We start from the raw sequence: 15,123 nt of genomic DNA on the forward strand, positions 1-15,123 counted from the left end.
ACACGAAATAACGGTGTACGTACAGAAGATAAACGGTGCCAGGTGCGTTATGCGTTGCCGCATGACGCACGTGGCTGCATGGGGGAGCTTACTCGTCGTGCTGACCGGTCTTGAAGAACTCAGACTGGAACATGCACATGCGTAACGCATTGTGATAGCGGCCGTTACCGAAAAATTCCTCGATTAACTCGGCCTCGTGCCTGAAACCGCACTTTTCATAAACGTGGATGGCAGCGGTGTTCGACTTGTCGACGATCAGGTAGACCTTGCGCAGGTTCAGCACCGAAAACGCGTAGTCGATCGCGAGCTGGGTGGCGACAGTGGCATAGCCGCGGCCCTGCGCATGCGGTGCGATGATGATCTGAAATTCTCCGCGCCGATGGATGTAGTCGAGCTCGATCAATTCGACTACGCCAACGGTTTGACCTTCGTTGTCGATCGCCACGAAGCGGCGCTCGCGCAGATCGTGCACGTGCTGGTCATACAACTGGGTCAACTCGGAGAACGTTTCATACGGTTCCTCGAACCAGTAACGCATGATTTTGGCGTTGTTGTTCACTTCGTGGACGAAGCGCAGATCGGTGCGCTCGAGCGGCCGCAGGGTGAGCTCGCTGCTGCGTTCGATAGTCATTGGATTCCCCTTGAGAGTTATTGGTGAATTATTGGGTTGTGCGCGCAAGCCAAGGGTGAGAGCCGGGCTCGCGTTTTCTGTTAGTCAGGGCTCGGTGCGGGGAGTTCTTACAAGGCCTGACGCCGGCGCAAGCCGTTCTCGTAAGGCGCGAGGTGCCGCGCGGGTTCGGCGAGGGTGGGGCGGCGCGTTGTCGCAGGCCACTTTTTCACGCCTTATCGCAAATTTGTGAGGGGCCTGGCACCGTATGGGCACATGCGGTGCTCTACAATGAAATCAGGCTCTTGCGATGGAGGCTACCGTGATCGAGCACTTGATATTAGGCGCCTTTCTGGTCATCCCGCTACTTATCGTCGCGTTTCTTTTCTCCGACGAATTGTGGCAGGAGCATCGGCATTTGCACGACATGCAGCCCATGCCCGCGAAACCGCGGCGTATCGACTGGCGGCATCCGCTGCGGCGCGCGCGGCATCGGCTTTGAGCGATTGGACCCGCAAATAAAAAAGCCTGCCGTTTCGGGCAGGCTGAAAAGAGATCCACACTCAATTGCCCTGTGGGTACAAGGCAGACTCCAGTCTAGCCGCACCGTGCGTGCGGCTGGTTTCATGAGCCATTACACATATTACGGGGCATGACCAGTTCGGTCGTCCGGGCCGCCGGTGGCGTCGGCTGGTGCGCGCCAATGGTTGCGAATGCGCATGGCCAAGGCTTCGAGTGTGGCCGCGTCGGCAACTTCGCGCGCATGCATGCGCAGCGGCTGTCCTTCCCAGCGCGGGATCACGTGAAAATGAACGTGCGGCACCGTTTGTCCTGCTGCGGCGCCGTTGAACTGTCCGATGAATACGCCGTCAGGGCGCAACGCAGCGCGCACCGCGATGGCGAGCTTCTGCGCCATGCGCATACAGGCTACCGTCGAGGCGTCCGACAAGTCGAAAATCTCAACCGCCGCTTCCTTCGGCACGACCAGCATGTGGCCGTCGGCTTGCGGCATCAAGTCCATGAACGCCAGCGCGGCATCGCTTTCCGCCACCTTGATGCAAGGTAGTTCGCCGCGCAGAATCTTCGCGAAGGGGTTGCTGTCGTCGTAGTTCATCACGCGTCCTTTTGGTTGCCGTAGGGTTCAAGCATGGGATGCAGTCGACGATATTGTCCACTACCTCTGTTACAGCACGCCGAATCCGTCTCTGTCCCCGTTCTTGGGCCGCTGGCGCCAGCCGGCAATCAGCGAGTCACCGCGACCTGATTCTTCCCGTCCCGCTTCGCCCGGTACAGCCCGACGTCGGCGGCTTCGATCAGCGTCGTCACCGGTTCGGCGGCGGACGGCACGATGGCCGCCGCGCCGACGCTGATCGTCACGACGCCGCTCGCGGACCCGGCATGCGCAATGCCGAGCCCTTCGATGGCCAGGCGGATTTTCTCGGCGAGCAGCCGCAAGCCACCCGACGACGCGCCCGGCAACACCACCGCAAACTCTTCGCCGCCGAAGCGCGCCGCGAGATCGGGCGCGCGTCCAAGGCATGACTCGATGGTTTGCGCGACGCGTTTGAGCACTTCGTCGCCGGCGACGTGCCCATAGGTGTCGTTGTAGGCCTTGAAGTTATCCACATCGATCATCAGGAAACCGAGGCCGGTTTTGTCGCGCGTGCCGCGACGCCACTCGGCGGTCAGGTACTCATCGAGGTAACGGCGATTCGACAAACCCGTCAAGCCGTCCGAATGTGTGAGCCGCTGCAGTTCCAGATTGGTCGCGAGCAACTGCTGTTGCGACTGGCGCAGCGCCCGATAGGCTTCGTCGCGCTGCAGCAGGTTCAGATACGAGCGCGAGTGATAGCGAATCCGCGCGATCAGCTCGATGCGATCCGGCAACTTCACCAGATAGTCGTTGGCGCCCGCGGCGAAGGCGGCGCTTTTCACCAGCGGCTCCTCTTTGGTCGACAGCACGATGATCGGAATATCGCGCGTCGCCGGATTTTGCCGGTACTGCCGCACGAGCGTGAGGCCGTCGGTGCCGGGCATGACGAGGTCTTGCAGGATCACCGTCGCGCGGGTTTCCTCCGCGCAGCGCAGCGCATCTTCAGGCGACGCGCAGTAGTGGAAATCGACGCTTCCTTCGTCAGCCAGCGCCTGGCGGACCGCCTCGGCGATGATCGCCTGATCGTCGACCAGCAGCACCATGATCGGGCATTCGGCGGCAGACGGGCTATCGAGGATGCGGGCTAACGCGTCGTCGATGGCGCTGTTGGGCGCGTCCATCGCGTACGCCTGCGCGTTCGCGTCGTGTTCTGCGGCGTCCGGCGCGGTAGCGTTCTGATACGGTTTGGAAGTGTCCATGTTGGTCAGCCAGAATGAGTGTCAGTGAGTCTTAGCGAGCTAGTCTGTGGCTAGTGCGTGCTTGCCCTGCCTTAGCCCGCGCCGATGGCGGCGGCTAGCGCCGCGGCGATACGGGGCAGGGGCAGGATCGCGGCGGCGGCATCGAGTGCCGCGGCCGCCTTTGGCATGCCGTATACGGCGCAGGTCGCCTCGTCCTGCGCAATCGTGTGGTAGCCCTTGGTGCGCATCGCCTTCAGCCCGATCGCGCCGTCGCGGCCCATGCCGGTCAGCAGGACGCCAATCGCGCGCGCCGGCCAGCGGGCCACCACGCTATGAAAGAACACGTCGACGGAAGGCCGGTAGGGCGTTTCGGCCGGCACGTTCGTATAGCCGAGCACGCTGGGCAATTTCAGGTGCAGATGATCGTCGGTGGCGGCGAGCAGCGCGACGCCGGCTTGCGGCCGGTCGCCTTCGTTCGCGATCCGCACCGGCAGCGCCGACTGCTGGTTCAGCCAGTCGGCCATACCGGCGGCGAACGCCGCGTCGACGTGCTGGACGATCACGATGGCGGCCGGGAAATCCTTCGGCAAACCGCCGAGCAGGGTGGCGAGCGCCGCCGGGCCGCCCGCCGAGGCGCCGATCGCCACCAGCGGCGTGTCGCGATTGGTCACGCTTTTCGTTTCCGCCGCAGCGGCAGTGCCAGGCGCGTTGCGTTCCGCGACCAGCGCGGCGATGCGGTCGATCTTCGCGATCAGGGTGGCGATGCTCCTGTGCGCGTCCGGGCCGCTCAGCGAGGGCGTATCCACGGCGTCGAGCGCGCCCGCGCCCATTGCTTCATAGACCCGCCACGCGTTCGCGCCTACGTCGACGGTTACGATCAGGATCGCGCACGGCGCCTTCGCCATGATCCGGCGCGTGGCCTCGATCCCGTCGACGTTCGGCATCACGAGATCCATCAGCACGATGTCGGGCCGCTGCGCGGCGCAGAAATCGACGGCCTGCTGCCCGTCCTGCGCGACCCACAGCACCTCGTAGTCGTGGCGTGCGGCCAGTGCGCGGCGCAGCGCTTCGACGGCAAGGGGCAGGTCATTGACGATTCCGATTTTCATCCGTTTTACCCGTGGGTTTAACCGTAAGCTTCGCCGATCAGATCGCGCACTGCGTCGAGCAATGCTTCGTCGTGGAAACTGCCTTTCGCCAGATAGTAATCCGCGCCCGCGTTCAGGCCGGCGCGGCGGTCCTCTTCACGATCCTTGTACGACACGATCATCACCGGCAGGGCCTGCAGGTGCGGGTCGCGCTTGATGAGCGTGACGAGTTCGATGCCGTCCATTCTCGGCATGTCGATATCGGTGATCACGAGGTCGAAGCGCTCGCTGCGCACCGCGTTCCAGCCGTCCATGCCGTCGACGGCGATCGTCACGTCGTAGCCGCGTGTGGCGAGCAGTTTGCGTTCGAGTTCGCGCACGGTGAGCGAATCGTCGACCACCAGCACGCGCCGGGTGACGCGCCGGGCGGCGAGGGCGGCGCCGTGCTGCGTGTGTTTCAGATCGCCGCCCGCCACGAGTTTCTCGACCGAGCGCAGCCAGTCGTCGACATCCGCGATCAGCACCGGGTCGCCGTTCTCCATCAACGCGCCGGCGGTGATGTTCCTGATCTTGCCGAGACGTGGATCGAGCGGCTGCACGACCAGCATCCGTTCGCCGAGAAAACGGTCGACCACCACGCCGTAGGTTTTTTCGCCGTCGCCGATCACGATCAGGCTGACGGGTTCGGCTTCGTTGGCGGGTGGCGCCGTATCGAGAATCTGATGCGCGGTGACGACGCCGATGCGGCGGCCGTCGAAGGCAATGTGCTGATGGCCTTCGAGCAGTTCGATCTCCGTGCGGCTCACGTGCAGCGTGCGGTTGACATGCGCGAGCGGCACGGCGTACGGCTCGCCCGCGACTTCGACGAGCAGGCTGCGGATCACCGAAAGCGTCAGCGGCAACTGCAACTGCACGCGCGTGCCGAGGCCGGGTTCGTGCGTGATGCGCACCGTGCCGCGCACGCGCTTGACGACGTCGTACACCGCATCGAGTCCGACGCCACGGCCCGAGACCTCGGTGACCTGGTCGCGCAACGAAAAGCCGGGCAGGAAGAGGAATTCGAGTAGTTCGGCCTCGGACAGGCGCGCGGCGGTGTCGGCGCTCGCCAGTTTTTTGCGCACGATCGAGGCTCGCAAGGCCTCGAGGTCGATGCCCGCTCCGTCGTCGGTGACGGTGATGAGCAGCGAGCCGGCGGTATGGCGCGCGTCGAGCGTGAGCGTGCCTTCTTCGGACTTGCCGCGCGCGAGACGAATTGCCGGTGTTTCGATACCGTGGTCGATCGCGTTGCGCAGCAGGTGGCCGAGCGGCGCTTCGAGGAGATCGAGGATGTCGCGATCCACCTGAGTCGATTCGCCCACCAGTTGCCAGCGCACCTTCTTGCCGAGCGAACGCGCGACGTCGCGCACCATGCGCGCAAGACCGCCGGTGCCGTCGCCGAAAGGGCGCATCCGGCATTGCAGCGCGGCATCGTAAAGCTGTTGCGACAGATGCGTCGAGCGGCGGTCGAAGCTCTCCAGATCGGCCAGACGCTCGGCGAGCAGATGCTGCGATTCGGCAGTGAGGCGGCGCAATTCTTCGAGCGCGGCGTGCGTGCGCGGATCGAGCTTCAGATCGGCAAGTGCTTCGTGCAACTGATCCAGCGCACGCGAGCCGTCACGTTGGACACGCTTGACGCGCAGCATCGATTGCGCGAAGGGTTTGAGCCAGCGCGATTCGACCAGCGATTCGCCGGATAGCGAGAGGAGCCGGTCGAGGTTGTCGGCGCGTACGCGCAGCATGCGGCCGGGGTCGGTCGTCAGGCGGCTTGTTCCGGCTGGACTGGAGGCGCTTGAGGCGGGCGCGCTGGTGGAATCGGCCGCCCACGGATTGCCTGTCGTGCCGGCTGACGTGGCCGGTGCCGGTGTGGCTTCGGCGCGCAGAGCGTTGGCGAGCAGATTGAACGCGGCGTCTGCGTCACGGGCCGCGTCGGTAGATGCGGCTTGCGGTTCCGTGGCCGCGCCGGACACAGATCCGGCGACGCGAGCAGGATTCGCGGTTGGCGCAGCAGCGGCCTGCGGCAGCCCTTCCCGCCGCATCGCCGCGCCGTGCGGCACGATACCGGCCATACGCGCTTGCAACGACGCGACGCACGCACTCACCGCGTCACGCGCCGATTCATCCTCATCATTGCCGATGCGCGCAACGATATCGACACCGCGCAGTAACTCATCAATCCATGCGGCATCGAGTAACGCGCGCGCTTCCTGCGCCGCGACGAAGCAATCCTCCATCGCGTGCGCAAGTTCGACACCCACCTGCACGCCGACGATACGCGCCGCGCCCTTCAGCGAATGCGCCGCGCGCATGCAGGCCTCGAGCGCGGCGGCATCGCGCGGCGCGCGTTCGAGGGCGAGCAGGCCGTCGTTGAGCACGCGCGCCTGGGTCCGCGCTTCCTCGCGGAAGAGATCGATCAGCGACGGGCGGCGCGGGTCGTCCGTCATCCGAGACTCCGGTTCAAGGTATCGAACAGCGCATCGGCGTCGAGCAGGCCGACCGTCATGCCGCGCCACGGGGCCACGGCGCGCGTATGCGCGGCGGCCGCGTGAGAGAGCGTCGCGGGCGGCGGGCAAAAGGTGGCAACCGCGATCCGATGCACGCCGTCGACCTGGTCGACGGGAAATACCGCATGCTCTTCGGCGCGCGAGACCACCAGCAAACGCGGCAGATCGTGGCGCGCCTGATCGTCGCCTGCTGTGGTGTCGGTTTCGAAACCGAGCAGATGCGCGAGCGACAGACACACCAGCAAGTCGCCCTGAACATTCACCACGCCTAGCACTGCGCGATGCTGCCGGTGCGGCAAGGTATGAATCGGCCGCGTCTGCACGATACGCTTGAAGATCGGCGTAGGCAGCGCGAGCCATTCGCGGCCAATCCGGAAGATGAGGAACGACTCAGTCGCGCCCTGCGGGTTGTGTTGCTGCCGTTGCTGATGCGGTGAGGTCCGCGCGTCATGTAGCGAGAGATCCACAAGGGGAATCGGACGCTCCAGCAATTTGGCCGCGGCCGCTTCAAACACGGGGCAATTCAGACAACGCACGTACTCGGTCAGCCGCTCGCACGACGAATCGCCGCGCACGCCAATGCGATTCCAGCAATCGTCGAAGGTCACGGTGCGCTCCTCAACCACGTTGCGCTCCCTGCGCGCGCGACGCGCGTTCCATCAACAGACGCGCACCGTTACGATCGCCTTCGAGTTCGAGCAGCGTGGCCAGATGCGCGAGCGCTTCGGCGTGCTGCGGGTCGAGATAGAGCGCCTTGCGATACTGGCCGCGGGCGAGGTTTGTATCGCCGCTGGCGTCGGCCAGCACGCCGAGGAGATAGAACGCGTCGGCATGCGGCGCATGCTGTTCCAGATAAGCGTTGATCGCGTTCGCGGCGTCCGTCAGACGGCCCGCATCGGCCAGCGCGTGCGCGGATTGCAGCGTGTCGCGCGCGGCGCTGATGGGCGGCGCGCTGTGTGGCAGCGTGCGATCGTCCGGTTGCGCGGCGGGTTTCAAAGGAACGGCCGCGCTGTTCCATACGCCGTTGGCCGGCGCTTGCGACGCGTACTTCGGCATATCGTCGTTCAATGTCGAGCGCACTTGCGGAGTTTCTCGAAACGCCTGTGAAGAGCCGGCATTGAACGGCGTGCGCGCCACCGGATCAGGCCACGCGAAGGGTTCTGCCGAAAACACTTGCGGCGGCGCGAGCGCGGGCACGGGCGAATGCGTCATGGCCAGTGCCGCCGCGGTGGCGAGCGGCGCGGTGTGCCAGCCGTTGAATTGCGTTTCCGTCGACGTGGCGCGGCGGAATGCGAACGCCAACGGAATCTTCGCCGACTGCATGCCATAACGCATCAGCAGTCCGGTTTCTGCAGGGCCGACGAACAGCGTGCCGTTTTCGGCCAGCACGCTATTAAGCGCATGCAAGGCCGTTTGTTGTGCATCGCGGTCGAAGTAAATCAGCACGTTGCGGCAGAACACGAAATCGTAGATACCAAGCGTCGTGGCATCGAGTTGCATCAGGTTGGCACGCGAGAACCGGACCGCATCGACGATGCGCGGTGCGAGACGCCAGCCGTCTCCGGTACGCGTGAAGTGCGCGTCCCGAAACGCCAACGCATTGCCGCGAAACGAATTGCGGGTGTACACCGCCTTCTGTGCGACAGCCAGCGAGCGTTCGCTGATATCCATCGCGTCGATGCGCATGTGTGCGGCGTCGATACCGGCGTCGAGCAGCGTCATCGCGATCGTGTACGGTTCTTCGCCGGTCGAGCAGGGCAGGCTCAGAATCCGCAACGGCAGCGCGGTGCCGCGTTCGTCAAGGCGTTCGGACGCGAGACGCGCGAGCGCTTTGAACGCATCGGCGTCGCGATAGAACCAGGTCTCCGGCACCACCACGGTTTCGACCAGCGCCTGCACCATGGCAGGCGATGCTTGCGCAGCCTCCCAGTAATCGGCAAGCGTGGCATCGGTGTGACCGTCCGCGCACCAGGCGGCCGCGCGCTGATCGACCGCGCGTTCGATCGCGCTATGACCGAGCGATGCCGCATCGAGCCCGATGGTCCGATGCAGAAGATCGGTGAAGCGTCGATAGAGCGGTGCGTTGTCGTGATGGGCGTTCATGCGTGCGCCTCGGGAAACAGCAGCGCTTTGACGTCGTCGGGCAGCAGATGCTCGACGCGAATCCATTGCACCAGACCGCCCGCTTCGCTCGCGACCGGGCCCAGATAGCGGGCGTGCGGCATGTCGATGCCGGCATCGTGAAACGCTTCGGCGGCGAGGCGAATCGTGCGCGTGGCGCCTTCGAGCAGGAGCGCGAGCAGGCGTACCGTGCCGGCATGCGGATAGCGCACCAGCACGACGCGGGTCGACATCAACTGCGCGGCGGGACGGCCGAGCGCGAGCGCCGGCAGATCGATCACCGGCAGCGCTGCGCCTTCGTGATCGAGCACGCCCGCGACCCACGAGGGCGCACCGGGAATCGCCTTCGGCGGCGACTGCGGTGTGAGCGGCATCAGACGCTCCACCTGCGCCGCGTCGATCACGTAGCGTTCGCTATCGAGCGTGAAGAGGATGAAGAGCATCGGCGTGGGTTGAGTGAGGTGGCGTGCAAATAGTCGGCTTCAGCGTGCGTGTCTGAATGAGCCAGTGGTGGCGCGTCAGGCCACCACCTTGAAGCGCGACACACCGGTGCGCAGACTATTGGCGACGTGCGTCAGATCGTCGATCGCCTGGGTCGACTGGCGCAGCGATTCCGCTGTCTGTTGCGCGGCCTCCGAGAGCTGCGTCAGCGCCTGGGTAATCTGCTCGGCGCCCGTGGCTTGTGTCTGCATGCCTTCATTGACCATCGAGAAGCGCGGTGCGAGCTGCTGCACCTGCTGGATGATCTGCGTGAGATGGCCGCCCACGTTCTGCACGTCGAGCATGCCGCGCCGGACTTCTTCGGAAAACTTATCCATGCCCATCACGCCCGCCGCTACCGCCGACTGGATCTCCTTGACCATTTGTTCAATGTCGTACGTCGCCACGGCGGTCTGATCCGCGAGACGGCGAATCTCGGTGGCCACGACGGCGAACCCGCGGCCGTATTCGCCGGCCTTTTCTGCTTCGATTGCCGCGTTCAGCGAGAGCAGGTTGGTCTGATCCGCGACCTTGGTGATGGTGGCGACAACCTGGTTGATGTTGCTGGCTTTTTCGTTGAGGATCGCGAGTTTCGCGTTGACCGAGCCGGCTGCCTCCATCACGAGGCGCATGGTTTCTTCCATGCGAGCGAGACCGGCGTGGCCGGTGCCGGCGAGCGCTGCCGACTGGCCGGCCACTTCGGACACTTCGTTCATGGTACGCAGCAGATCGCGCGAGGTCGCGAAGATTTCTCGCGACGTGGCGCCGATCTCGGTGGTAGTGGCCGCGGTTTCATTCGCGGTGGCTTGCTGTTCGCGCGAGGTCGCGGCGATTTCCGTTACCGACGTGGTGACCTGAACCGCCGACTTCTGCGCCTGGCCGACCAGCGCGGTGAGCTCGTCGGTCATGCGGTTAAAGCCGGCTTCGAGCGCGCCGATTTCATCCGCGCGATTCAATTGCAGACGTTGCGTGAGGTCGCCCGTGCGCATGACGTCGACGACTTGCAGCACCTTCGCCATCGGCGTGGTGACCGCGCGCAGCAGCCAGTAACCGGCCAGAATGGCCGCAATGGCGGCGAGCAGCAGCATCACGAGCAGCACGATACGGGTGGCCTCCACCGAACTGCGGATGCTTTCGGCGGCCTTATCGGCGTCGGCCTTGTTGTTCTCGACCAGATTGCGTGCCGACACCCGGCCCGCCTCCCATACCGGCGTGAGTTCGGTGTTGAAGATGCGCGCGGCGTTCTCCTTCGAAGCCGGCAACGCATTCAGCAGCGACGTCTGGATCGGCAGGTACTGCGCGTGTTGCTGGCGGAAGGCGTTGAAGAACTCACGGTCGTTGTCGCGGAAGATGGTCGCGCCGTAGTCGCCGAGGAGCTTCTGGAGGGTTTGCTCGGTCTCTTGCAAACGGGTGTTGTCGCGCTTGATGGATTCGGGGTCCGTATCGACGTAGATGAGGCGCTGCGTCACGGAGTAGTTCTCAAACCAGGCCGCGCGCATGGCGGTCGCGTAGTAGAGCCCCGGCATCGAGTCTTCCTGCTGGCTCTTTGCGTCGCGGTCGATGCCGCCGAGTTGCTCGAAAGTGACAATTGCCATTGCCAGCATCACGATCAGCACAATTCCGAAACTGCACAGAATCCGTTGGCGGATGGTCCATTGTTTCACGCGCACGCCCCTTAACTTTTTGCTTGGTTTCAACGCCGACGTCGACTTGCAGGTCTCGGGGTCGAAGGATCGGAAAGCTTTACGGGTCGGCGGATTTGCCGACGGGTCTGCCGCGAATTTTACATTGATCATAAGAGCGGATGGCGGTCGGCGTGGCGTATTGCGCCTAAGGGGTTACACCCGTAATGCCCAGTTACCAACTGCAGCATCTATTTCCGCGCGCACCGTACACAATCCGCTCCATGCCTGAACGGCGGGAGCGAAACATGAAAAAGATTGCGGTGGCGTTGTTGGTGGTGGGCAGCCTGAGCGTGGCGGGTCCGGCGTCGGCTCATGGCAATGGTGGCGATGTGGTCGGTGCGCTGATCGGCGGGGCCCTGTTGGGTGCCGTGGTGACCTCCGCGCTGAATCCGGCGCCTGTGGTCGCTTACCAGCAACCTGTCTATGCGCAGCCTGCGTATCAGCCGGCGCCCGTGTACGCCGGGCCGCCGCCGGGGTACTGCTATGACCAGTACCAGCGTGCATATGTGGGCTGCGGTGCGCCGCCGGAACAATATGGGTATCCGCAGCAGCCCCAGCCCGGCTGGTGATCGATGTGCGCGGGCGTGTGCGGGCGCGGCGCCCGCACACTACAGAGAAAAAGGCCGTCGCAACACGCGACGGCCTTGTCTTGTTGGGTGTCTCTACTCAGTGCTTGTGGTGCAGCCACTCCGCATAATGCGTATCGAGCCAGCGCTCGAGGCGCTCGGGCTTTGATTTGTCGCGATAGTGGGACGCGGCCCAGATCACCACGCCGACCACCAGCATGACTAACGGTCCCAGCAAATAAGCCATCAACGATTCTGACATGGGGGCCTCCGTCCCGGCTTGCATCCATGCTTCAGTTTAGGCGATGAATGGCGGGAAAAAAGGACGCTGTGATGAGTTGGCCGGCAACGCGGCGGTATTGACGTGAATGGGCTGAGAGGGCTTGTGGCAGGGCGATTGAGAACCTAGCGAAAGTGAGGGCTCTCTTTGATGGGTGGTGAGTTTGGCTTGATATTTCTTTGGTTGTGTACCATCAAGCATGTCGCTGGCCAATGATCAGACAAGCCACGGCAACCGGTCCGGCGCCAGCCGCTAGCCGTGTTTGGCATACCTGCCGCTGCCGCACTCAGCCGGCCACGCGTGGTCGGCCGCTCTCGATTTGCATGTCGACGAAATCCGCCCACAGTTGCAAGATCTGACGCTGTTCCGCCGTGTGCTCAGCATGGCCGGCTCCGCCCGGGGTGTCTTTGACGGTATGCGCGAGTGCTTTTTCGATCGCGTCCGAAGGCTGCCCCATTTCACGCAGGTGGGTCGCGGCGGTGCGTCGAAAGTCATGCAGGACGAAATGCTCGACGTCGAGTCCGAGCGATTTGACGGCCTGATTGAGCGTGCTTTTGGCGATCGGCCGATCGTCACCCCTGACGCTCGGGAAGACGAAATTGCGACTGGCCTTGGTCTCCTGAAGCTCGCGAAGCAGAGCGACGGCCTGATGCGGGAGATACACCACATGGTCGCGGCTCTTGTTCATCCGCGCGGCGGGGATCGTCCAGCGTGCTGCGTTGAGGCTGAACTCTGACCAGGCTGCCTCAACGATGTCCGATTTCCGTACCATCGTCAGCACCAGCAGGTGCAAAGCCAATTTCAGCGGACGTCGGATGTTCGATGCGTAAATCGCCCGCAACATGGTGCCTATTTCGTCTGCGGCGAGCACGCGGGTGCGGCTGTCCGGCGTCGCGATGAAGCGGGCCGGGATAAGCTCAGCCGGATTGGTCGTCGCGAGTTGCCGGGCGATCAGATACTCGTAGAGTCGCTTGACTGCGTTGCGCGTATGCAGCGCCATCTTGGGCGCGCCGCGGCCTTTGATCTGGTCGCATATCGCGCGGATGTCGTCAGCCGTGATGGCTTTGATCGACTTGGCGCCAAGCGCGGGAAGCACGTCTTTTTCGAGCGCGCGCCGCGTGGTGCGTTGATATTCCGCCGACTTGCCGGCCATCTCCGTGGCGAGATAAAGCTCCGCGCCCTCGCGCAACACCTCGACCTTGCTCTCGGCTCCGCGGTCACGGCGCGCTGTCGCTACTGGCGACACGCCATTTGCAACCATCTCGGCGTATTTCTGCGCCTTGGCGCGCGCAACACGCAGCGAAATCATCCGATAGTCGCCGATCGTGACGAGCGGCTGACGCTTGCCGTTCAACGAATAGCGGAAGCGCCAGACCTTGGTGCCCGTCGTCATGATTTCGATAACGAGACCGTTGCCGTCAGCGACGCAATACCGGGTGGCGCGCGGTTCGAGTGCGCGGATTTGCGCCTCGGTGAGCGGAGCGGCTAGTTTTGGCATGGTGATTCGTTGGGTACCGGGATAGCCGGGAATTCTAAACCGGCTTACGCTTTGTGTACCAACAAAATCAGCGATTTTGGGTCAACAGACTTAGCATGTGCGGGTGCGTGGTGCTGCACAAAATGGTCCTGTAAGGCATGCTGGATAAGCCGCTCACCGAAGTTCTCCCGCCATTCACTACTTGCCGATACAAAACCGGCTGAAAATCACGCCGAGAAGGTCATCCGAACTGAATTCCCCGGTGATCGAGTTCAGTTGATCCTGCGCGAGGCGCAATTCTTCCGCGAACAGATCCAGCGCTTGAGCGTTCTGATCGGCGTGTGCTGCAGCCGTCGCCAGGTGCTCCTCGGCCGCGCGCAGCGCAATCAGGTGCCGCTCGCGCGCCAGGTAGACGCTTTCCGCGCCTGCCTGCCAGCCGGCAATGCGCAGCAACTCTTCGCGCAGCAACGCAACCCCATCGCCCTGTTTCGCCGACAACCGCACTTCGCTGAGATCGAGATGCGGGTCCAGCGGCGTCACGGTCGGCGCGAGCCCGGTCAGGTCCGTCTTGTTCAGCACGCGCACCACCGGCACGCCGCTCGGGAAACGGGCCGCGATCGTTTCATCTTCGGCGGTCATGCCGGTGCGCGAATCGAGCAGATGCAGCACGACGTCCGCGCGTTCGATCTCGCTCCACGTGCGCGCAATGCCGATCTTCTCCACCTCGTCTTCGGTATCGCGCAGGCCGGCCGTATCGATCACGTGCAGCGGAATACCTTCGATCTGGATGGTCTGCGCGACCTTATCGCGCGTCGTGCCGGCAATCGGCGTGACGATGGCCAGTTCCGCGCCGGCAAGCGCATTCAGCAGCGACGACTTGCCGACGTTCGGCTGTCCCGCCAATACCACCGACAAACCCTCGCGCAGCAGCGCGCCCTGACGCGCTTCGCTCAGCACGTGCGCGAGACGCTCGCGGATTCGCGTGAGCTTGCCGCGGGCGTCGGCGGCTTCGAGAAAGTCGATTTCTTCTTCCGGGAAGTCGAGCGTCGCTTCGACCAGCATCCGAAGCGTGATGACGTCCTCTACCAAAGCGTGGATGTCGCGCGAAAACGCGCCGTCGAGCGAGCGGCCTGCCGAACGCGCGGCGGCCTCGGTGCTGGCCTCGATCAGATCGGCGACGGCTTCCGCTTGCGCGAGATCCAGCTTGTCGTTGAGAAACGCACGCCGCGTGAATTCGCCCGGCTCGGCCAGACGCAGGCCGAACGCGCGACCGGCGTCGATACAACGCTGTAGCACCAGTTGCAGTACCACCGGCCCGCCGTGACCTTGCAGTTCGAGCACATGCTCGCCGGTGTACGAGTGCGGCGCGGGAAAGTACAGCGCGATACCGCGGTCGAGCGCGTTGCCGGTGTCGTCGAGAAAGGGCACGTAGCTCGCGTGCCGTGGCGCGAGCACCTGGCCGGTGAGCGCTTGCATCAGCGGCTGTGCGGCGGCTTCCCCGGCGCGGCCGAACGAAATTCGCACGACCCCGATCCCGCCCCGGCCGGGTGCGGTGGCAATGGCGACGATCGGGTCGGAATCGGTGGCGAGCATGGAACGAGGCTATCAGAAGGGATGAATGCGGGATGAAACGCGCATGAGTGAGCGCCGGGCATTGTAACGCGGGCATCCACTGCTCTCCGGACGCGGGCCGATTCCTACGACGTCGCGCGCGCCATGAGACTCATGAAGATTTATCTCACACAAGCTAAGATAGCTTGAGACACTTTTGCGACAAATAGGCGCGACAAACTGTCCAGAACGCAGGCTGCACAAGGAAAAGATGAGATTCGGCGAAATCGTCGAATGCGGTATTCGGTGGCGATTTCAGGCTAAAAATAGCCTATTTAGGCTATAAAGTAGCGTGTTTGGTTGTCCACTGAGTATGCGCCGAATTGCACAATCTGGC

Annotated in this window: 14 protein-coding genes; 2 read left to right on the top strand and 12 right to left on the bottom strand. The window is 63.8% G+C overall.

The window, feature by feature from the left end; genetic code table 11:
• Positions 1-88: 88 nt before the first annotated feature.
• Complete coding sequence (gene speG / locus AC57B6_RS16135; protein WP_028197646.1) at positions 89-631, bottom strand: spermidine N1-acetyltransferase; 543 nt, start codon at positions 629-631, stop codon at positions 89-91.
• Between the two features lie 298 nt (positions 632-929).
• On the opposite strand from speG, the gene AC57B6_RS16140 reads away from it, so the two are divergent.
• A complete protein-coding gene (locus tag AC57B6_RS16140) occupies positions 930-1,109 on the top strand; it encodes a hypothetical protein (RefSeq protein WP_028197647.1) in 180 nt (59 codons plus the stop codon).
• A 141-nt stretch (positions 1,110-1,250) separates the two neighbouring features.
• Here the strand turns inward: AC57B6_RS16140 and AC57B6_RS16145 are convergent, their stop codons facing one another.
• The 8 genes from AC57B6_RS16145 to AC57B6_RS16180 all read right to left on the bottom strand — a co-directional run bounded on the left by AC57B6_RS16145 (position 1,251) and on the right by AC57B6_RS16180 (position 10,831).
• Entirely contained in the window at positions 1,251-1,721 is a 471-nt protein-coding gene (locus tag AC57B6_RS16145) for an HIT family protein (RefSeq protein WP_178369128.1), read from the bottom strand.
• A 128-nt stretch (positions 1,722-1,849) separates the two neighbouring features.
• Positions 1,850-2,959 carry a diguanylate cyclase gene (locus AC57B6_RS16150; RefSeq protein ID WP_028197648.1) on the bottom strand — a complete coding sequence of 370 codons (1,110 nt, stop codon included), beginning with the start codon at positions 2,957-2,959 and terminating at the stop codon, positions 1,850-1,852.
• Between the two features lie 71 nt (positions 2,960-3,030).
• Positions 3,031-4,047 (bottom strand): chemotaxis response regulator protein-glutamate methylesterase, encoded by a 1,017-nt coding sequence (locus AC57B6_RS16155; protein ID WP_144193353.1) that lies wholly within the window; start codon positions 4,045-4,047, stop codon positions 3,031-3,033.
• Positions 4,048-4,064: 17 nt separating this feature from the next.
• The gene (locus tag AC57B6_RS16160) at positions 4,065-6,506 is read right to left on the bottom strand and encodes a hybrid sensor histidine kinase/response regulator (RefSeq protein ID WP_496421696.1); all 2,442 of its coding nucleotides are present in this window, start codon (positions 6,504-6,506) and stop codon (positions 4,065-4,067) included.
• Positions 6,503-7,174 carry a chemotaxis protein CheW gene (locus AC57B6_RS16165; RefSeq protein ID WP_235429684.1) on the bottom strand — a complete coding sequence of 224 codons (672 nt, stop codon included), beginning with the start codon at positions 7,172-7,174 and terminating at the stop codon, positions 6,503-6,505. The genes AC57B6_RS16160 and AC57B6_RS16165 overlap by 4 nt, the downstream gene beginning before the upstream one ends.
• 10 nt (positions 7,175-7,184) lie before the next feature.
• Complete coding sequence (locus AC57B6_RS16170; protein WP_496421697.1) at positions 7,185-8,669, bottom strand: CheR family methyltransferase; 1,485 nt, start codon at positions 8,667-8,669, stop codon at positions 7,185-7,187.
• Positions 8,666-9,130: a chemotaxis protein CheW gene (locus AC57B6_RS16175; protein WP_496421698.1), complete on the bottom strand. Its 465-nt coding sequence runs from the start codon at positions 9,128-9,130 to the stop codon at positions 8,666-8,668. The genes AC57B6_RS16170 and AC57B6_RS16175 overlap by 4 nt, the downstream gene beginning before the upstream one ends.
• Before the next feature lie 75 nt (positions 9,131-9,205).
• Positions 9,206-10,831 carry a methyl-accepting chemotaxis protein gene (locus AC57B6_RS16180; protein ID WP_035520474.1) on the bottom strand — a complete coding sequence of 542 codons (1,626 nt, stop codon included), beginning with the start codon at positions 10,829-10,831 and terminating at the stop codon, positions 9,206-9,208.
• A 266-nt stretch (positions 10,832-11,097) separates the two neighbouring features.
• Between AC57B6_RS16180 and AC57B6_RS16185 the strand changes: the two genes are divergently transcribed.
• Positions 11,098-11,421, top strand: a complete 324-nt coding sequence (locus AC57B6_RS16185; RefSeq protein ID WP_106356061.1) for an ecotin precursor — start codon at positions 11,098-11,100, stop codon at positions 11,419-11,421.
• 97 nt (positions 11,422-11,518) lie between these two features.
• Here AC57B6_RS16185 and AC57B6_RS16190 read toward each other — a convergent pair whose 3' ends face one another.
• From AC57B6_RS16190 to mnmE, 3 genes are all read right to left on the bottom strand, one after another.
• Complete coding sequence (locus AC57B6_RS16190; protein WP_167346783.1) at positions 11,519-11,680, bottom strand: hypothetical protein; 162 nt, start codon at positions 11,678-11,680, stop codon at positions 11,519-11,521.
• Between the two features lie 304 nt (positions 11,681-11,984).
• Positions 11,985-13,196, bottom strand: coding sequence for a tyrosine-type recombinase/integrase (locus tag AC57B6_RS16195; RefSeq protein ID WP_496421699.1), 1,212 nt, complete (start codon positions 13,194-13,196; stop codon positions 11,985-11,987).
• 177 nt (positions 13,197-13,373) lie between these two features.
• Positions 13,374-14,768, bottom strand: coding sequence for a tRNA uridine-5-carboxymethylaminomethyl(34) synthesis GTPase MnmE (gene mnmE, locus AC57B6_RS16200; protein WP_046567236.1), 1,395 nt, complete (start codon positions 14,766-14,768; stop codon positions 13,374-13,376).
• Positions 14,769-15,123 lie beyond the last annotated feature (355 nt).

The organism is Paraburkholderia sp. BGA-UO-ETr-F12 (assembly GCF_059567945.1).